Source organism: Aquimarina callyspongiae (assembly GCF_034322225.1).
GTDB lineage: Bacteria > Bacteroidota > Bacteroidia > Flavobacteriales > Flavobacteriaceae > Aquimarina.
Genome location: NZ_JAXLPA010000006.1, coordinates 39,490 through 60,691, shown reverse-complemented (window position 1 = coordinate 60,691; position 21,202 = coordinate 39,490). Strand labels below are relative to the sequence as shown.

The window sequence follows — 21,202 nt, the reverse complement described above, 5'->3', positions numbered from 1 at the left end:
AACATGTTTTAGAGTTTTTTTCATTTATAGAAATATTGATAAATTATTTTTAAAATAATGCTTTATAGATCCAAAAAAGATTTTATATTTGCACCCGCATTCAGGGAATATCTGATGAGACTAATATCTGGAGAAATGGCAGAGTGGTCGAATGCACCGGTCTTGAAAACCGGCGAGGGTCACACCTCCGGGGGTTCGAATCCCTCTTTCTCCGCAAAACCCCGTTATCTTAATGATGACGGGGTTTTATTTTTTTAGTTAAAAAAATTATTAACTACATAGTGTAGAAAAACAATTGATGATAAAATCTTATAAAGCTATATCCTTTTTACCAAAAATCAATATCTTTTCCTAAATTCAAATGGAGTAATCCCTGTATTTTCTTTAAATACTTTTGAGAAATACGAATAGTCTTCAAACCCTAAAATTTCTGCAATAGATGATAAAGTGTTATTAGAATGTACTAATAGACGTTTTGCTTCTAATAAAACCCGTTCTTTAATTACTGTAGAACAAGTTTTATCTATGGTACTTTTTGTTATTCTGTTTAAATGTTTAGTAGTAACATTAAGTTTATCAGCATAGAACTTTGGAGATTTCTCTGTTTTAAAGAATTCCTCTAAAATTGTCTGAAGTTTTTCTAAAGTTTTTAGGTAGGTTTTTGATGAAATTATTTTGTCAGAATCCTGATTGGTATAATGCCTGGATAAATCAATATAAATTAAATTAATTAAGCTATTTAACCTTTGGTATTTATAGATATCATTGCCTTTATACTCTGCATTCACCGCATTAAATAATAACTGAATGTTTTTTGTCTGTTCATTATTCAATCTAAGATATGGAGGATTCTCGTGAGTAAAATAAAACGGAAATTGTGAAAGGTTACTATGCAAACACAATTCATAAAAATCTTTTGTATGAAAAAAGATATATCCTTTGGGAGTTTCTTTAAACTCCCAACAATGTGTTTGTCCTGGTTTTAGAAAAAACACACTTCCGGGTGTAATATCATACGTATTAAAATCTATTTCGTGGATTCCTGAGCCACTGGTAAAAAGTACGCAAAGATAAAAATCATGACTATGAGGCTTATAGATCATGTCTCCATTTCTAATTAAATGTTTTTCAAAATCATTACTATAAAAATTGTCATTCGAGATTGTTGTTTCAAATTGACCAATATTTAAAATAGGGATTACTTTTTTCAAACTCATAATGTCTCAAAATTACAAATTAATGAGTTATTAGTGTTACACTTAACGATAGATAAAACCATAAATTTGTCTTGTTTTAACAATTGAACTAAACACTTGTTAAACAAACAAGTAGCAATGTTAAAAAATATACCTTTAATTAAAAACAGTAGTATATGAATTTTTTAAAAGGAACAAAAATATATAGCATCTTTACTGGTAATTGTCCTGTTTGTCAAAAAGAAAGTATGTATCAAGAAACTAATCCTTATATCCTTTCTAAAACACTAAAAATGCAGGAACGCTGTAAAAACTGTAATACCAAATACAAAATAGAGCCTTCTTTCTTTTACGGAGCTATGTATGTAAGCTATCCAGTTGGGATAATTTTTGCAGGGATCGCATTCCTTATTTCATATTTTGTTTTTGATTTAAACCTGATTCCTACTTATCTGATTATTGTTTTAGTAATGTTTATTTCTTTACCCATCATTTTAAGATTATCCAGAAATATTTGGATTAGTTTTTTTATGAGTCTTAGAAAAGAAAAAGTCAATTAAAAGAAATGAAATTTACCGGCCGAGCGCAGGAATACATATATCTGAATACTATTGATCATACAAGCTGTTCTGTACTTTCTGATACAATCGAAAACACCTTAACAGTATTGTGGTTTGAATCTAATGAGAATATCCTTAACATAGATGGCAAGGACATTGCTTTTCAAAAAAATGAAATAGTTTTTTTGACAGAGTTTCATCAATTAAAACCAATACGAATCGGAAATATTCGTCTATTACGTTTTAATCGGCCATTTTATTGTGTTCTAGATCACGATAGTGAAGTTGGATGCAAAGGAATATTATTTTTTGGAGCTGCTCAATTACCTGTAGTTACCATTCCACCAGAAGAATTACTCAAATTTAATACACTGTGGGAAATGTTTATTATAGAAATTCATTCTAATGATAAATTACAAATAGATATGCTTCAGATTATGCTGAAACGGTATCTAATCATGTGTGCAAGATTATTTAAAGAAGAGAAAAAATATCCAGATGATAAAAATGAAGTTGATATTATTAGGGAGTATAATTTTTTAGTAGAAAAACACTTTAAGCAAAAACACACTGTTAAAGAGTATGCAGATTTATTACACAAATCTCCTAAAACATTATCAAACATTTTCTCAAAAGCGGGATCCAAATCTCCTTTATTATATATTAAAGAACGTATCTTATTAGAAGCACGTCGATTACTTCTATATACAGAAAAACCAATAAAACAGATTGCTTATGAGCTAGGTTATGACGACATACAATCTTTTAGTCGATTTTTTAAAAAACTTCAAGGAGTTTCTCCTTCAGAATACAAGAAAAACCCTATCGTTTAAGTAAGCTTTTATTCAATTACACACATAATGAAATCCAGCAAGAAAAATTGCTAACTAATCGGGCATACTTGCCTACCCATTGCCTGTCTTTACGCTTGATCTTTGCATTGTAAATAAGTTTAACAATTAAAAGTATATAAACAATGTCACGATTTAAAAAATTAGAAACTATAAAAAAGATAGCAGTATTAATCGTATTAATTTTAAGCACAATAAACACTTATGCGCAACTACCCGATCCTGGATTTGAAGTAGATGCTAGAACTGCAATTGTAATTACAGATCCACAAAATGATTTCCTGAGTCCTAATGGTGTAACTTGGGGTGTGGTAGGAGAAAGCGTTAAAGCCAACAATACTGTAGAAAATCTTGAAAAACTATTTAAAGTAGCAAAACAAAAAGGAATTACTGTTTTTGTATCTCCTCACTATTATTTCAAACATGACCATAATTGGAAAATTGAAGGGGCCTTGGAAGCCTTAATGCACAATATTAAAATGTTTGATAGAACACATACATTAAGAACTGATGGTTTTGAAGGTTCTGGTGCAGATTGGTTAGATCGTTATAAAAAATACATTAATGAAGATAATGTTGTTGTAACTAGCCCTCATAAAGTATACGGCCCTGAATCTAATGATCTAGCTTTACAATTACGTAAGCATGGGTATGACAATATAATTTTAGCAGGGATGTCTTCTAATCTTTGTACAGAATCTCATATGCGGGATTTAATAGAATCCGGTTTTAAAGTAGCAGTGGTAAAAGATGCAACAGCAGGAGCAATATTACCAAACCTTAATGCATATGAAGCTTCTCTAGTAAACTTTCAGATGATCGCTAGTCATGTTTTCACAACAAAAGAAATTGTAAAAGAAATTAAAAGCTTCTCTAAATAATATTATTTCAATAAAATTTTAAAAAAGGGCACTGTAAAAACAGTGCCCTTTTTATGTATTTTCAGGGGAATTTACCCGTTTTTTAAATCAAATAAAATCAATATGTAAAAAACAAAAAAGCTCTAAATCATCAATAAAATCAATACCTTTCAGCTCTTAAAGAAATATTTTTGAATTAAAATGTGATTTAAATCACATTTTTTTTGTGACATAGATCATTTCACACATATAACTATGATTATACATTTGTAATCAACAACTAATAAAACTTAATAAATGGAACAAAACAGATTTAAATCACTATTAAGAAATGTTCTTTTAACCTAAAAATAATGCAAAGAATAAACAAACCAATTGAACAACGGGGAAAAAACCCCTTATTTTGCAGTCAAAACCCTCTTACACATTTTCAAGTTTAAGAATACTTTTGAAAAAACAAATTAATAACCACTTAAAACTTAAAATTAATGAATTAGCTTTCTTTTTGTTCTTATCCATTTATCTTAATTATACCAACTAATACAATAGATAATAAATACAAGTAAAATAGAAAAGCAATACAAAAATTATTATTAAACCAATACTGAAATTAAAACCTATTAAAACCAAGTAATCTCTTAAAACCAAAACCAATGAAATTCTTTAAATTTTTAATTCCAACATCCCTCCTGTTTTTTAGACAGAAAAATGAAATAAGTCATTTTCGACAACAGCATTGACTTATGTACGATCATTTTAGGACTCTCAAATTTATCTTTTAATAAACTGAGATAGGTAAAAATAATATAACTGACAACTATATTATTATTTAACCTATTCTAAAAGAGTCCATTAACTCAATATAGAGATATAAAAAAGTTACTGACGAAATTCATCGTCCAGAAGAATTACTGCCATATTTCAACAGAGAAAAAAGATTAGAAATATTCTTAGAAATCTGAAAAATATGATCAGTTACAAGGAATTCTATGCCAAAAAACAACGAAGAAATTCAAAACAAACAACTATAAAAAAATGAAACCAAATTTTAAATCATTAGTAGAGCTTTTAAGATTTAGATCAGAAGAATCTCCAAACGAAATATTATATACTTTCCTAGCAGATTCTGGTCAAGAAAATCAAACGATAACATACTCTCAATTAGATGAGAGGGCCAGAGCAATCGCGGCTTATTTATTAGAACAGATAAAAGCAGGAGATAGAGCACTACTACTCTTTCAGCCAGGAATAGACTATATAGAAGCATTTATGGGGTGTCTTTATGCAGGGATTGTTCCCGTACCTGCTTATCCGCCTGATGGAAGAAACTTAAAAAGGTTAATGGATGTGATCCAAAATGCCAAAGCCGAGATAGCATTAAGTACTTCTACCGTATTAAATAACGTAACTGCCTTAACAGCAAAAGGAGGTACTGATACGATTAGACAAGAAGCTGCAACATTTGCCAATACCATAAAATGGGTATTAAGTGATGAAATAAAAACACAAGAAGCTACTAATTGGAAGGAAAACCTAATGACAGGAGAAACTCTTGCTTTCTTGCAATATACTTCTGGATCTACCAGTAATCCTAAAGGAGTAATTCTTAATCACGAAAATCTTCTATACAATTTTGAATTTAGTAAACATGCCTTTGGTATGAATGAGGATAAGCAAATGATTAGTTGGCTACCACCTTATCACGATATGGGACTTATAGGAGGTATTTTACAACCTATGTATGTGGGAATGCAAACAACGTTAATGTCACCTATATCTTTTCTCAAGAGACCTTTAAGATGGTTACAAACTATCTCTGAATGTGGGAACAATGGTGAAATCATAAGTGGTGCTCCAAATTTTGCTTACGAGTTATGTTCAGATAGAATACAGGATCGCGACCTGGAAGGATTAGACTTAAGTAATTGGAAAGTAGCTTTTAATGGTGCAGAACCCATTCGAAGTAATACAATGGATCGGTTTACAAACAAGTTTACTGATACAGGATTCAAAAAAGAGTTTTTCTTTCCAGTATATGGTTTGGCAGAAGCAACATTGTTAGTTACTGCAGGGGATTATAAACAATTACCTGTAATCAGCGACTTAGACAAAGAGCAACTAGAAAAACACACTGCAATTCCTTCTTCAGGAAATCCAGAAAATGAAATAAAAAAAGTAGGGTGCGGACAAGAATTAGACGGTCAAAAAGTACGTGTTGTAGATCCAGAAACAAATTTGACTTGTAATGAAAATAACATAGGAGAAGTTTGGATCGCAGGTCCCAACGTAAGTCAAGGATATTGGAATAATGAAGAAGAAACAGCAAAATCCTTTGGAGCATTAACAGCAGACACTAATGAAGGTCCCTTCTTCAGAACAGGAGATATGGGTTTCTATTCAAATGGTGAATTATATATCACTGGTAGATTAAAAGAAATGATCATAATCAGAGGTAGAAATTATTACCCACAAGATATAGAGCTTACCGTTCAACAAAGTGATCCATCACTAAGAATGGGATGCGGTGCAGCATTTAGCATTGATAGAAATGATGAAGAGCAACTAATTATTGTACAAGAGGTACGCCGAGATTTTAAACGTAAAATAGATCCTGAAGTTGTAAAAAGAAATATTGCGATGGCAGTATCCAAAGAACATCAATTGCAAGCTAGTGATATTGTTCTTATTGAACCTTCTTCGTTTCCAAAAACGTCAAGCGGCAAGTTACAACGTCGCGCTTCTAGAGAAATGTACAAACAAGGGGAACTTAAAACATTGGATATACCAAAAATAGCACAGGTACAACCTTAGAGCCGCTTACACTAAAAACAAATTGGAGAAAACGATTAAAGCCTTAACCACAAAAGAAAAATAATAATCATGTTGGATACAACGTATAAGGAAAAAACAACAGACGTTTTACAAACGTATAAAACTGTAGAAGAACTAGAACGTTACCTGGGGAGCCCGTTTGATGATGATAATGTTATATCATTTAAGAATTCTGCAGATATGGATGAAGATGAAATTTTTCCAAGAAAAGCAATTAATTTTTTACACGATTGGGATTATAACCAATATTATATTCCGCAAGCACTCGGAGGAAAATTAAAATCTTTTGAAGAACTCCTGTTTTTATCGAGAGTTCTTTCAAGAAGAGATCTTTCAATATCTATAACAGATGCACATACTTTACTAGGATCATTACCCGTATGGATCGGTGGATCAGAAAGTCAGAAAGAAGCATTAGCATCCTTGGTAGCCAACAGAAAAACTGCTTGCCTTGCTGTAACAGAAAGAAACCACGGAAGTGATCTAAACACCAGTGGAGTTCATACTTCAGAAACGAATGAAGGGTATGTTTTAAATGGTGAGAAGTGGCCTATAAATAAAGCTACTCTGACCGATACTGTATGTGTATTGGCCAGAACAGGAGAGAAAAAAAATGCAAGAAGTTTATCAATTTTCCTGGTAGATAAGTCAAAATTGACAGATGAGCAATACACACATCTTCCTAAAGTTAAAACACTAGGTATTAGAGCTTGTGATATAAGCGGTATCAATTTTAACGATGCTTTATTATCAAAAGATGCACTAATTGGTAAAGAAGGTTCTGGTCTTGAGCTTGCATTAAAAGGATTTCATATTACAAGAACCATGTGTGCTGGATTATCTCTTGGTGCCGTAGATACTGCACTTAGAACAACATTACGATTTGTTCTAAAAAGAGAATTATACGGAAGCACAGTTTTTGATATCGACCATGCCAGACATACTTTGGCAAAAGCCTTTATAAATATCATAAGCTGTGATTGTCTGGCTATAGCCGCTTCCAGAGGGCTTCATGTCGTTCCTGGTCAGTTTAGCATATGGTCGGCTATTGTAAAGAATTATGTTCCTGTAAAAGTAGAAAATGTAATTCAGGATTTATCTATAATCCTAGGATCAAGGTTTTATTTAAGAGGTGATCATGATCACGGAGTATTCCAAAAAATGATGAGAGATAATGCTATAATCAGTCTTTTTGATGGAAGCACTATCATCAACCAGCACTCTTTATCCTTACAGTTAAAATTTCTTGCTAAGAAAAGAAGAAAAAAGAATGGTGCAAATATTGAAAACAAGCTAGAAGATATCTTCACCTTAGGTAAAGAGTTAGCAGATTTCAGATATGACAAGTTAGATCTATTTAGCAAAGGAAATAACGAAGTCCTTCAAGGAATAGAGATAGCATTATTAAAGCTAGGTGATCTAAAAGGAAACCGTCAGGTATCACAGAAAGTTTTAACCGAGATTACAAATCTAACTATTGGTGTAATTAGTTCATTGATGGATCTTGAAGAACAAGCTTTACAATTACCTACAGTAGAAACAGGTCACAATTTACCAATAGAATATTTTAATCTGGCTCAGGACTACTGTCGATTACATACAGCAACAACTAATATTTTCATGTGGATTTATAATCGAGAAGCACTCGGAGATTTTTTTGCACAAGGAGAGTGGCTAGTATTATCACTTCAACAAACACTTAGTGCCTTTAATATATATACAAAAGAAGTAAACAAAGAATACCTGGAGAATGCAGCTAATGAACTTTTACGCCTTCACACAGAAGATAAATTATTCTCAATCATACCTATTCAAACTAATAACTAATAAACAATAAATAACAACTTAAAATATTCAATCATGATGACATTAACAATAGAACAGAACGTAGCAACCATAACAAAAGAAAATATTCAAAATTGGTTAATAGAAAAAGTAGCAGAACAATTAGGAATTAAAATTACCGATATCTCTACAAATGAAGAATTAGCAGCATATGGATTAGACTCTATGGATGCCGTAATGATTTCAGGAGAATTAGAAGAAATGCTTGATCTGGAACTGCCATCAACAATCTTATGGGACTACCCTACTATTGATAGTATTTCAACACATTTGATAGAATTAACCAATTCAGAAGAAATTAGCTTGATCTGATTCTATTATCAATAAGAGCTAATAAACCTCCTAAACTAAGGAGATAAGCTAACCGCATTACTCTTAAAACCAATAAACAATTTTCAAAAGGAATAAATAAAATGAACACCAATAAAGAACTTATATACCGATTATCAAAAGAACAGGAAGGGCTCTGGTTTTTACAACAATTAGATCCTACAATTTCTGCGTATAATGTTGTATTTGGGGCAGAAATAAATGGAGAACTGAATTTAGAGAAATTAAAACAAACATTTAATTTTCTAATCAAACGCCACGAAGTTCTCAATACAAAGTTTAAAATTATAGATGGGGTTCCACATCAATGTACTTCTACATCAAAGAATTTTGATTTTGATATAGAGGTAAATACATCTCTGACTTGCAAGAACACAATCAAAAGTCAGATCAATTTAGACTCTAAAAAACCATTTGATTTAAGTAAGGACCTATTAATTAGAGCTAATATATATAGTCAAAATGATAATGAACATGTATTAGTAATCACAGCACACCATATTGCTATGGATCTATGGTCGCTGGCAATACTACTTAATGAGTTACAAATTGTATACAATGCCTTATCTAATAATGAAACACCGATATTAGAAAATACAAAAACCACTTTTCAAAATCATGTAGAAATTCAAGAAAGTATTTTGAATTCAGAAAAAGGAGATTCACTTCGTGAGTTTTGGAATAAAAAACTATCAGGAGACCTACCCATCTTAGATTTTCCTATTGATAAAACAAGACCCAAAGTACTAACCTATAACGGTGATGTAATTAGATTTACGCTAGATAGAGCACTTAGTGAAAAATTAGTAGAACTCGCAAAAAAAGAAGGAGTAACACTATATATGTTACTATTAGCTGCATACAAAGTATTAGTGCACCGATATAGTAATCAAGAAGATATATTGGTAGGAGCTCCAGTCGCAGGTAGAAATCAAAAAGCTACACGTAACATAATAGGAAATTTTGTAAATACAATTGTTCTAAAATCCACTTTTGATGCGTCCATAAGTTTTTCTGATTTTGTAAAAAGTGTTCGTAACAATTTAATTGAAGGGATAAAGCATCAAGAATATCCTTTTTCTCAATTAGTAAAAGATTTACAACCAGATAGAGATCCAGGAAGAGCTCCTTTAATACAAACCGCTTTTGCCTGGGAAAGATTGCCTGTCATAAAAAATATTGAGACTCAACTTAATGATGGAGAAAATCGTAATGCCTTGAATATAAATCCTTTTGATGTAAACCAGCAAGAAGGGCAGTTTGAACTAAGTTTAGAAATGGGTAATGAACTAAATGGAGAACTACACGGATTGTTTAAATATAACACTGATCTATTCGAAAAAGAAACTATCGCACAGGTAGTTAGTCATTTTAAAAATTTATTAAAAGCGATTACAGAAACACCAGAACAGACCATTGCCAAACTACCATTAATGTCTAAAGATGAACAAGAAGAAATTTTAACCATTTGGAAAGAGAAACCTCAAAAATATCCACAGTTTAACACATTACACGAAGGTTTCGAGGCAATGGTAGCTAAAAACCCAGAAGCAATCGCTGCGGTACTGGATCAAACCGAGGTAACTTATGATGAACTAAATAAAAAAGCAAATGCACTAGCTCGCCATTTGATTGATCTTGGTGTAGAAAAAGGGACATTGGTAGGGATGTGTGTAAACAGAACTATAGAAATGTTAATTGGGATTATGGGAGTTCTTAAAGCTGGAGGAGCATATGTCCCATTAGATCCAAAAAATCCAAAAGAACGATTAGCATTAATTCTTGAAGATTCAAAGGTTCCAATTGTACTTACACAAGGAACTGAAGAATTAATACAAACAGAAGAAAAAGTCATAAAAGTAGATCTTGAAAAAGACTGGGAAATTATCGACCAATACGATACTTATAATTTAAATCTTACAACAGGAAAAGAAGAGTTAGCCTATGTGATTTATACATCTGGATCTACGGGAAAACCTAAAGGAGTACTCAATACTCATCATAATGTACTTAGGTTATATTCTGCAACCGATCATTGGTACAAATTTAATGAGAACGATGTCTGGAGTTTGTTTCATACCTATGCATTTGATGTAAGCGTATGGGAAATATGGGGAGCATTATTACACGGAGGCAAATTAGCAGTTGTATCTTATGAAACAAGCCGTACACCAGAGTTATTTTATCAACTATTGGTTGACAAGAAAGTGACTGTATTAAGTCAGACTCCATCTGCATTTAAGCAATTAGTAAACTACGAAACCTCTTTGGACAGCCCAAAAGCATTATCACTGGGTTATGTTGTTTTTGGAGGAGAAGCATTAGATATTCCTGCGTTAAAACCCTGGATAGACAGACATGGTGATCAAAAACCACAATTGATCAATATGTACGGTATTACAGAAACAACAGTACATACTACTTTTAGAAAAGTCACTAAAAAAGATTTAGCATCTCCCAAGAGTATGGTAGGGCAACCTATCACAGATATGAAAATTCATCTATTAGACAATGAAGGCAATCCTGTTCCTTATGGTGTTACCGGAGAAATCTATGTTGGTGGAGAAGGATTAGCTGTTAAATACCTCAACAGACCAGAATTAACTGCAGAACGTTTTATCACAGATCCTTTTAGTAATACTCCTGGAGCACGATTATATAAAAGTGGGGATTTGGCTCAATTATATAAAAATGGTGATATGAAGTATGTAGGAAGAGCTGATACTCAAGTAAAAATTAGAGGATTTCGTATAGAATTGGGTGAAATACAAACCTTACTCGCACAGCATGAAAGTATTAAAAATGCTGTAGTCACTGTAAAAAATATACAAAATAGTGATCAACGAATTGTTGCCTATTACACTACCGAAGAAGGAACAAAAACTGACGATAAGACCCTAAGGAATTATCTAACCAATCGATTACCAGATTATATGGTACCATCAGTTTTTATGAAGATGGAGCAATTTGCATTAACTAACAATGGAAAAATTGACTATCGCAAACTTCCAACTCCAGAAATAAAAAGAGACAACTCAGAACTAGTACCTGCTAGAGACGTTGTTGAGTTAGAACTTCAAAAAATCTGGGAACGCACATTATCTATAGCACCTATTGGAGTAACAGATGACTTTTTTCATTTAGGAGGGCATTCTATGCTTGCCGTAAATATTATGAGTGATGTCAAATTGTTATTTGGAGAAAATCTTCCAATTTCTGTATTGTTTCAATATCCCACAATAGAAAAACTTGCAGAAGTAATACGAGATAAAAAAGAAGTAGCAGACAACTCTGCGTTGGTTCAACTACAAAAGGGAAACACTGATAAGCAGCCTATATTTTGTATGCATCCTATTGGTGGAAATGTTTTCTGCTACACTCCAATGGTAGAAAGTATAGAAAATGATCGTCCGGTTTATGCACTTCAAGTACCTTTTTTATATCAAGAAGGAACTCCTCATGTATCTGTAGAAGATCTAGCAACAGATTATATTAAAAGTATAAAATCTATGCAGGAAAACGGGCCATATAATTTAGCAGGATATTGTTTTGGAGGATTAATCGCTACTGAAGCGGCACATCAATTAATAGAAGCTGGAGAAGAAATTGCCAGTCTTACTTTGTTAGACACCAGATCTCCTTTATATGAAGAGGATGAAGAGTTTGATGATGCTGTATTATTATCCTGGTTTGCAAGAGACCTAGCACTCCCCTACGGAAAAACATTAACTATAGATCCAGAAGAATTTAGAAAATTTGACACTGTAGAAGAAATGTTTGATTTGGTGATGGAAAGAGCCAAAAAAGGTCAAATCATGACCGACGATATTAATTATGAACAAGTATATAGATATCTACAAGTATATGTCGCTAATGGAGCTGCTTTAGCATTGTACGAAGCAAAACCATTTCCTGGTAGAATTAACTTATTAAGAGCTACAGAAGAACCTTTGATAGAATCTATAGGTATTAATCTAGGATGGGATCGTATCGGTGTAGAAGATTTAAGAGTATATGATGTACCAGGGGATCATAATACAATGATGTATCAACCCAATGCTGCGGTATTAGCCAAAAACTTACAAAGCATTGTACAACAGAGAGAACCAGAATTAGAACTAACCTAAAAGAAATCAAAAAACACAAAAAACAATGATAACAATTAACCACACTTTTTATCTAGATCACGGCCTTCAAGACTCATTTAACTTTATTAATAATGCAAAGAACGAGACCGATTGGAGTTCTTCAATAATTCAGGTAGACGAACTTCCAGAAAACCGAATCAAACTTCGTTATAATTTTTTGGGAAAAAAGGAAGATTTCATTCTACAAATAACAACCGATTCATTTAGAACCAGAACATTTGAATCTATAGAAGGTGCTTTTCCTATTAGAGGAAGTCAAACATTCACACCTTCTGAGGATGGTACCAAAACACAAGTCGAATGGTTTTTTGAGATGAATCCAGGAAAATATTTTGGGATAATACCAATCATCATCATTAAAAAAGCGACCGAAAAAGTGATGAAAAAAGATGCGGAAACGCTTAATAAATTAATGACAGACAAACTAGTTCTTCAAAAATAAACAAATGAAAAATAATAGCATAGCGTATATATATTCGCTTACACCACTTAGAGGTATTGCTGCGATATTAGTATTCTTTCATCATTATGATAATACAATAGGACAGTTATTACCTAACGGAAATTACTTAGTTACCAAATGGTATCTAATGGTAGATTTTTTCTTTTTACTCAGTGGATTCATAATGTACCACGTCTATGGCGATGTGTTTAGAAACAGCATTAGGAAAAAAGATATAATAGAGTTTTTTAAAGCACGATTTGCCAGACTTTATCCATTACATTTTTTTACACTAATGTTCTTAATTGGGATGTTTGCTTTATTAAATTTTAAGTTACCAGCATCAGATATTCCACCGGTATTAAATGTATTATTTGACCCCAACACTATTATTAGCAATCTGCTTCTAATACAAGCTTGGGGGATGCATATAGAAACTAGTTGGAATATTCCTTCCTGGTCTATAAGTGTAGAGTGGTTTTTGTATATGGTATTTCCATTTTTGTTATTCTTTTTGACCCGTTATAAAAAAGTAGCAAAATGGTTAATTGCAATAATTGCCATTTTAGGACTCACCTCTATTATGTACTATTTCCAGCCATATACCTGGGCAATACGAAATCAACATTTTAATATCCCGGATATTAATGTCCCTCAGAACTCTATCAATGTAGTAACAGGTATTGCATTATTAAGAGGACTTTGCACATTTACAGTGGGAATGGTCCTGTATGAAGCTTTTCAGTCAAAATGGTTAATTAAATATTTATCAAAAGGATACATCTCTTTATTAGTTTGGAGTTTCTTGTTTGTTGTTTGGATTGGAGATTGGTTGCCTGATGTTTTAGCGATACCTTTTTTCTGCATTCTTTTATTAAACACTGCTTATTCACAAGGTACAATAAAGAGATTGCTTAACAATAAAGTATTTAATTATTTAGGAGAAATATCATATTCTATCTATATGGTACATATGCCATTGATGCTTTCTTTTTACATCGTAATTCTAATATTAGGAGTAGAAGCACATCCCGCTCATGAATCAACAGATTTTCTAAACAATTTTATTGGATCCATTATTGGATTATTGTTAGTGATTGGATTAGCCTCATTAACCTATAGGTATATCGAGAAGCCATTCAGAAAATATTTAAAAGGAAAATTATCAGGAAACAGATCCTATCAGCACATAAAAAACTAAAAACAAAATGAAATCGACGCGATTAAAATAACCTTTAAACAAAAAGACTAACGGTTATTTTAATCGTCAAAGATTCCATCTGATCTCTAAAACAATAAAAACAAACAGATGAAAAAAATAGCACAAATTGTAGTTAAATCTCCTCGACTGGTATTGCTTGGGTTATTTATTGCAACCATTGCCATAGGTTTTGGGTTAACCAAGCTAGAAACCAAAAATAATCAGGATTCAGAACTTCCTGAGGATGACGAAATCGTAAGAACAAATGATTATATTAAAGAGGTTTTCGGAAAGAAAGAAGTATTAATGATTGGTATTGAATCCAAAACCATATATAATAAATCAACCTTAAATAAGGTCGCTGAAATCTCTAAAGAAATAGAGGTTATCGATGGCGTTATAGCTGATGAAATCAGTAGTATTTCTACTATAAACAATATTCAAGGTAAAGATTGGGGGCTTGAAGTAGGACCACTTATGGATGAAGTACCTCAATCTAATGAAGAGATACAAAGATTAAAGCAAGAAATCGCTTCTAATGACCTTGTTAATGGTCGATTAGTATCTAAAGATGGGACTTTTACAGCCATTATTGCTAATCTGGAAGAAGAATATGATCAAACAGCTGTACATACCGCAGTATTAGAAATTTTAGAAAAATATAAAGGTGAAGAAAAATATTTTCTTGCGGGATCACCTACCAGTCAACATGAAATTGACAGTGGTATAGAAAAGGATATCGGTTTATTGTTTCCTTTAGCACTCGTTTTATTACTAATTGGGTATTTCTTATCCTTCAGAACAGGAAAAGGAGTCATATTACCATTTCTAGTAGTATTATTAAGTATCATATGGACAATGGGCTTAATGGGACATATTGGTTTTCCTATCACCGTTGTATCATCAGTAGTACCTATGCTAATGATCGCCGTATCCAGTTCTTATGGAATACACGTTTTGCATCGTTATTATGAAGAAGTAGTTAATAATACAAGAAAAGAAGCAGCGCGATTAACGATAGAAAAAATTGGTCCAGCGGTATTGATGACAGGAATAACATCTGCTTTGGGATCAGCAACATTAATCATTTTCAAAGTAACCTCTATACAAGAGTTTGGTATCATTACTGCTATCGGGATTCTTTCGACCTTAGTATTATCAGTATTATTGATACCTGCTATACTGGCACTATCCAAGAAAAAAAGTGAAAAGAAAAATCCTGAGAGTAAAAATACTGTATTAGATAGGTTCTTATTAAAATTAGCACATATCTCAATAGCTCATAAGAAAAAAGTGTTAGGGTTCACTATTGCTTTATTAATTATATCTATATTCGGGATTATGCAGATTCGCATAGGTGCAGATTTTGTTAAATATTTTCCAAAAGATCATGCGCTAACCACAGCCTTTGAAAAATTTAATGACAAATTAGGTGGAGTACGATCGTTAGATATTATGATTGAAGCAGAAAATGAAGACCAGATTAAAGATCCTGTTTTCTTGAAAAAAATCGCGGACTTTCAAAAATTTGCAGAATCTCAAGAAGGTGTTGGATATAGTAGTTCATTTTCTGATATCATAAAGAGAATTAACTTAGAAGTAAATGATGGTAATACCAGTTTTAATACTATTCCTGATGATCAAAATACCATTGCTCAATACTTATTATTGTATTCTATTTCTGGAGATCCTGGTGATTTTGGAGATCTTGTAGACTATGATTACCAAAGAGCTAAAGTAAAATTATTTTTAACAACATCAGAACAGGCGGATCATATCAGGTTATATGAAACTTTTAAAAGTTATGCTGCTACAAATTTTGGAGAAACTGCTAATGTAGAATTTGGAGGAGAAGTTATGTTTTGGTTGGCCCAGGTGAATTATATCGTAATCGGGAAAATTCAAAATATTCTATTAGCAATATTTGTAGTACTTATATTCTGTATGCTCGTATTACGATCCTTTGTAGGAGGAATATTAAGTGTTGTACCGTTAACCGTATCAAGCATTCTCACTTTTGGAGTTATGGGATTCCTAGGAATTCGTATGGAAGCTGGAACAGCCATTATCACTGCAATAGGAATTGGTATTGGTGTAGATTTTGCGATCCACTTCTTACTTAGATTTCAAGAAGAAATCAAGCAAGCTGGAAATCTGGAAATCGCGACTCAGGCAACTCTACAAACATCTGGAAAAGCAATTGTTTATGATGTTATATCCAATGTCTTAGGATTCATGGTATTTATATTTTCTGGCTTTTTACCAATACAATATTTTGGATGGTTAATATCATTAACTATGATTACTGTAGCCTTTGGATCACTTGTCTTTTTCCCTGCTTTGATCGCAGTATTTAAACCAAAATTTTACACCAAACACTATACAAATCAGGAAGTACCTAAGCGTACCATATCAATGGTATCCTAACACAAATCATTTAAAAAAATATCAAAAATTAAAAAGATGAAAATCACAGCAATAATTCACAAATCTATATATGTAGTTGCACTATTAGTAGTAACTACTACATCTCTTATCGCCCAAACTGGTTTAGAAATCATGACCAAAAATGATCAACAAATCTTTGCCAATGATGAGAAGTATGAAATTACAATGACATTAATTAACAAAAAAGGGAAAAGTAGAGTTAGAGAATTAAAACAAGTATCTCAAAAAGATGAAGCAAAGAATCGATCTACTCTACTCACCTTTCTTTCTCCTGCAGATGTAAAAGGAACCGGATTTCTATCTATTGAACATACTGCAGCAGAAGATGATCAATGGTTATTTCTACCTGCATTAAAAAGATCCAGAAGAATATCAGCTAGCGATAAAACAGATAACTTCATGGGATCTGATTTTACTTATGAAGATTTAGACACAGAAGATCTGGAAAATTTTAACTACAAGCTAAATGGTGAAGAAGTTTTAAATGATATAAAGCATTATATAATAGAAGCAACACCAAAAAATGTAAAAAAAGAAAAAGAAAGCGGTTATGGTAAGCGAATTATCTATGTGCGATACGATAATCATATTATATCTAAAATAAAATTCTTTGATAAAAAAGGAACATTTTTTAAAGAAATGACAGCTTCTAATATCAGGAAAATTGATAATTCCGAAAAATGGAGAGCCTTTAAAAGAGAAGTTCACAATGTAAAAACCGGTCATAAGACAATTTTAGATTTCAAAAACATTGTTATCGATACTGGAGTTGAAGAAGATCAGTTTACTAAAAGAAATTTAGAACGAAGTCTGTAAGCAATAGCATTTTACCAAAAAGACAAATTGTTTAATTATACCTACTTACAAGTGTTGAATATTCCGGTATTATCTGATAAGACAGGTAAGCCGGAATATTTTTGCAGAAAACTCAATGGTATAGAGCAATAAAATAACAACCAATGAAAAACACAAAAAGTATCAACATTATAGTTATACCTATAGTGATGATGATACATAGTTTTATTTTTGCCCAAATAGAAGATAAAATACAATTTGGAGGCTTTGTAGAACTAGATCATATTAGTTATTTTGATAACGATGTAGATGACACCAAAATCAGTGGTCGTAATCAAGGGATTATCCAATTAGAAGCAAAAAGCAAAATAGATAAAACCTTCAATTTCTTTGGTAGTGTTGAAATAAGAAATGATCTGTCAGACCCTGATAGAAATAGAGTATTCATTGATGAAGCATATATGGATATGTTTTTTTCTAAAGTAGATGTGCGTATCGGTAAACAAATTATCGCCTGGGGAGAAGCAGACGGAATAAACCCAACTAATAATATTAATCCTATTGATTATAGTGATCTTATCGACACAGAAGATGAACGCATCGGTGTTTTTTCATTACAAGCAAAATACTATGTTAAGGATTTTACATTTGAAGGAGTAATAATACCTGTTGTTAACTCTTCAATTTTACCCAATCCTAGCTCACGCTGGTTTTTAGATTTTCCTACTCAAATAATGACACCTACGGGAGCATTAGTCGATGCCAATTTCAGTTTGGAAGACACCAAATTACCTGCAAAAAAAATAAGTAATGCTCAATATGCTTTAAAAGCAAAAACCTCATTAAAAGGATGGGATTTATCTGTAAGCTACTTTAATGGTTACGATGATCTCCCTTCATTTCAACAAAGCATACAACCCAATGATGATGGTAGTTTAAATGTAGTTGTAACTCCTGAGGTTAATAAGCTAGAGGTATACGGGTTTGATTTTTCTACTATTGTAGGTAAATATGGGTTACGAGGAGAATTAGCTTATTTCAAAACCGATGATCCTAATGGAACAAATCCTGCAATAGATGATCCATTTTATCAATATGTTATCGGTTTAGACCGAAATTTTAGTAACGTCATTCAAGACAACAATATGTTTGTTATTGTACAATGGATCCATCAGATAATAGAAACAGGAGTAGATGTGCCTAATACCAATTTAAACAACATTTTTCAACAAGCAGTATCTACAAAAATTGATTGTGAAATTAGTCCCTATGCAAAAATAAGTCTTCAAGGCATATATGATTTTAAAGCAGAAAATCACTATGTAAAATCCGAACTATTATATAATCTGACTAGTGATCTAAAATTAGGAATGATTCTAGATATTTTCGGAGGAGAAAAAAACACTTTTTTTGGTAATTACAACGATAATAATAGAGCTCAATTAAAACTAAAATATAGTTTTTAAACAACGTAAATGATTATTAAAATTGCTTTTCCTCACTTACACTGAAGCATGTTTTCGGATCGTAGAATCAATCTAAACCTATAATTTAATCGTATTCTAACACAAAAATATATCTACAAATCAATAAAGAAGAGAAAAACGTATTACTTATCTTATTCATCTTTCGCTATACATAATTTAACAAAACTTAAATTCAGTTCTATGCTTGTGTAATTGAGAGTTTGTTGTATTTTTGAAATCTTTTGAGGTTATTTTATTATCAATTATACACCTTAAGATATGTCCCAAAAACAAATTGAACTTACCTTAAAAAATCAGATAGTTATAGTTTATTTACAAAAATCACTTTAATGAGATCTACACAAATCATTGTTTTACTCTTTTTAGTTCAATTAGGGTTTTCTCAAGTAAGAAATGAATATGAAATTTCTTTTAAAAATGCAGTTCACCATGAAGCTCAGATTCAGGCAACATTTACCAATCTAGAAAATGGTACTATTTCCCTTAGAATGAGTAGAACTTCTCCAGGAAGATATGCTCTTCATGAGTTTGCGAAAAATGTCTATAATGTAAAAATTACCGATAGTAAAGGAAAAGAGCTCTCTGTAAGAAGGCCAAACCTGCATCAATGGGATGTTTTAGGTCATGATGGCACAATAAATGTTTCTTATACTCTATTTGCAAATAGAGGAGATGGGACATATTCTCAAATTGATGAGACTCACGCACACCTCAACATTCCTGCGACATTTATGTTCATCCCAACATTAAAAGAACGTCCGATTCAAGTGACATTCTCTACAAGAGATGATCTAAAATGGAAAGTTGCTACTCAATTAATCCCTCTGGGAGGAAATAAATTTCTGGCTCCTAACCTACAATATTTTATGGATAGTCCAGTAGAGGTTAGTAATCACACTATAAAAGAATTTAAAGTTAATTCCAGAGGCACTGAATATAATATTAAGTTGGCATTACATCATCAAGGAACAGAAGAAGAAGCTAACACGTATTTTGAGCAGGTTAAAAAAATAGTTGTGCAAGAAAAAATGGTGTTTGGAGATTATCCAAATTTCGATTATGGAGAATACACTTTTCTTGCTTGTTATATGCCTAATGTTTCTGGTGATGGAATGGAACATAGAAACTCAACCATTTTAACTAGTACCAGAAGTCTTGCAGATGGTGGTATGAAAAGAAATTTAGGAACTATCTCTCACGAGTTTTTTCATGCCTGGAACGTAGAACGTATACGTCCTAGTTCATTAGAGCCTTTTGATTTTGAAGAAGCTAATATGTCTGGAGAGTTATGGTTTGCAGAAGGTTTTACCAGTTATTATACTAACCTGATTTTATGTAGAGCAGGAATCCTCACACAGGATGAATATATCGAAAGGCTTACTGGAACTTTTAATTATGTATGGAACTCTCCAGGGTTGCAATATTTTAATCCAATTGAAATGAGTTACCAGGCTCCATTTGTAGATGCTGCAAGATCCGTTGACCCAGTAAATAGAGATAATACTTTTGTATCATATTACTCTTACGGAAGTATGCTTGGGTTAGCATTGGATCTTTCGCTTAGAAATGAAGGAAAAAACCTTAATCTAGATGATTACATGAGATTAGTATGGAATAAATACGGAAAAAACGAAGTTCCATACACCATAGAAAACCTATTCTTTACACTTAGAGAATATGCTGGAGAATCTTTTGCAGATAATTTTTTCAAAAAACATATTTTTGATAGTCAGGTTCCGGATTTCAAAAAGCTTTTTGCTTCTGTAGCCATCTATTTAAAAAGTGATTCTAAAAAAGGCTTTCTTGGAGCTGATATCAGATTTAATGATGAAGGAAGAGCAGAAATCTCAAGATACACTCTAAAAGGATCTCCCGCTTATGAAGCAGGTCTTGAAAAAGGAGATATTATCATTGCTATAAACAATCAACCTTTCTCTGACAAAGATCAATTTTATCAAGTAATTGAAAAAAACAAACCTGGTAAAAAGATTACTGTAACTTATGAAAGACTAGGTAAAGAACGAAAAGCTTCTGTTAAAGTAGGAATCAATCCTTATAAAACGGTTACTCAATATAACAAACCTAGTAAAAAAGCTTTACAGCAACGAGAAAACTGGTTAAAAGCAAAAGAATAAATGATTTAAAAGAAATTAAATTATTAATAATAAAAAAGAGGATAATGATATCATTATCCTCTTTTTTTATAT

14 protein-coding genes and 1 tRNA gene are annotated in these 21,202 nt (G+C 32.0%); 14 read left to right on the top strand and 1 reads right to left on the bottom strand.

Annotated features, from left to right (window positions below; translation table 11 throughout):
* The first annotated feature begins 129 nt into the window (after window positions 1-129).
* Window positions 130-214: transfer RNA gene (locus tag U0D62_RS22230), tRNA-Ser, on the top strand.
* A gap of 124 nt (window positions 215-338) precedes the next feature.
* Here the strand turns inward: U0D62_RS22230 and U0D62_RS22225 are convergent.
* A complete protein-coding gene (locus U0D62_RS22225; protein ID WP_322289562.1) occupies window positions 339-1,217 on the bottom strand; it encodes a helix-turn-helix domain-containing protein in 879 nt (292 codons plus the stop codon).
* A 155-nt stretch (window positions 1,218-1,372) separates the two neighbouring features.
* Between U0D62_RS22225 and U0D62_RS22220 the strand changes: the two genes are divergently transcribed.
* From U0D62_RS22220 to U0D62_RS22160, 13 genes are all read left to right on the top strand, one after another.
* Window positions 1,373-1,756: a DUF983 domain-containing protein gene (locus U0D62_RS22220; RefSeq protein ID WP_322289561.1), complete on the top strand. Its 384-nt coding sequence runs from the start codon at window positions 1,373-1,375 to the stop codon at window positions 1,754-1,756.
* A gap of 5 nt (window positions 1,757-1,761) precedes the next feature.
* A complete protein-coding gene (locus tag U0D62_RS22215; RefSeq protein ID WP_322289560.1) occupies window positions 1,762-2,589 on the top strand; it encodes a helix-turn-helix domain-containing protein in 828 nt (275 codons plus the stop codon).
* A gap of 143 nt (window positions 2,590-2,732) precedes the next feature.
* Window positions 2,733-3,488 carry a cysteine hydrolase family protein gene (locus tag U0D62_RS22210; RefSeq protein WP_322289559.1) on the top strand — a complete coding sequence of 252 codons (756 nt, stop codon included), beginning with the start codon at window positions 2,733-2,735 and terminating at the stop codon, window positions 3,486-3,488.
* Window positions 3,489-4,502: 1,014 nt separating this feature from the next.
* Window positions 4,503-6,278 carry a fatty acyl-AMP ligase gene (locus U0D62_RS22205; protein WP_322289558.1) on the top strand — a complete coding sequence of 592 codons (1,776 nt, stop codon included), beginning with the start codon at window positions 4,503-4,505 and terminating at the stop codon, window positions 6,276-6,278.
* A 69-nt stretch (window positions 6,279-6,347) separates the two neighbouring features.
* Entirely contained in the window at window positions 6,348-8,126 is a 1,779-nt protein-coding gene (locus tag U0D62_RS22200; RefSeq protein WP_322289557.1) for an acyl-CoA dehydrogenase family protein, read from the top strand.
* Window positions 8,127-8,159: 33 nt separating this feature from the next.
* Window positions 8,160-8,456: an acyl carrier protein gene (locus U0D62_RS22195; RefSeq protein WP_322289556.1), complete on the top strand. Its 297-nt coding sequence runs from the start codon at window positions 8,160-8,162 to the stop codon at window positions 8,454-8,456.
* A gap of 101 nt (window positions 8,457-8,557) precedes the next feature.
* Entirely contained in the window at window positions 8,558-12,601 is a 4,044-nt protein-coding gene (locus tag U0D62_RS22190) for a non-ribosomal peptide synthetase (RefSeq protein WP_322289555.1), read from the top strand.
* Window positions 12,602-12,626: 25 nt separating this feature from the next.
* Window positions 12,627-13,064 carry an SRPBCC family protein gene (locus U0D62_RS22185; protein ID WP_322289554.1) on the top strand — a complete coding sequence of 146 codons (438 nt, stop codon included), beginning with the start codon at window positions 12,627-12,629 and terminating at the stop codon, window positions 13,062-13,064.
* A gap of 4 nt (window positions 13,065-13,068) precedes the next feature.
* The gene (locus tag U0D62_RS22180) at window positions 13,069-14,265 is read left to right on the top strand and encodes an acyltransferase family protein (RefSeq protein WP_322289553.1); all 1,197 of its coding nucleotides are present in this window, start codon (window positions 13,069-13,071) and stop codon (window positions 14,263-14,265) included.
* 108 nt (window positions 14,266-14,373) lie between these two features.
* On the top strand, window positions 14,374-16,692 hold the full coding sequence (locus tag U0D62_RS22175; protein WP_322289552.1) for an efflux RND transporter permease subunit: 2,319 nt from the start codon (window positions 14,374-14,376) through the stop codon (window positions 16,690-16,692).
* Window positions 16,693-16,728: 36 nt separating this feature from the next.
* Complete coding sequence (locus U0D62_RS22170) at window positions 16,729-17,529, top strand: outer membrane lipoprotein-sorting protein (protein WP_322289551.1); 801 nt, start codon at window positions 16,729-16,731, stop codon at window positions 17,527-17,529.
* Window positions 17,530-17,672: 143 nt separating this feature from the next.
* Window positions 17,673-18,974 (top strand): DUF1302 family protein, encoded by a 1,302-nt coding sequence (locus U0D62_RS22165; RefSeq protein WP_322289550.1) that lies wholly within the window; start codon window positions 17,673-17,675, stop codon window positions 18,972-18,974.
* Window positions 18,975-19,324: 350 nt separating this feature from the next.
* A complete protein-coding gene (locus U0D62_RS22160; RefSeq protein WP_322289549.1) occupies window positions 19,325-21,130 on the top strand; it encodes a M61 family metallopeptidase in 1,806 nt (601 codons plus the stop codon).
* The last annotated feature ends 72 nt before the right edge of the window (window positions 21,131-21,202 follow it).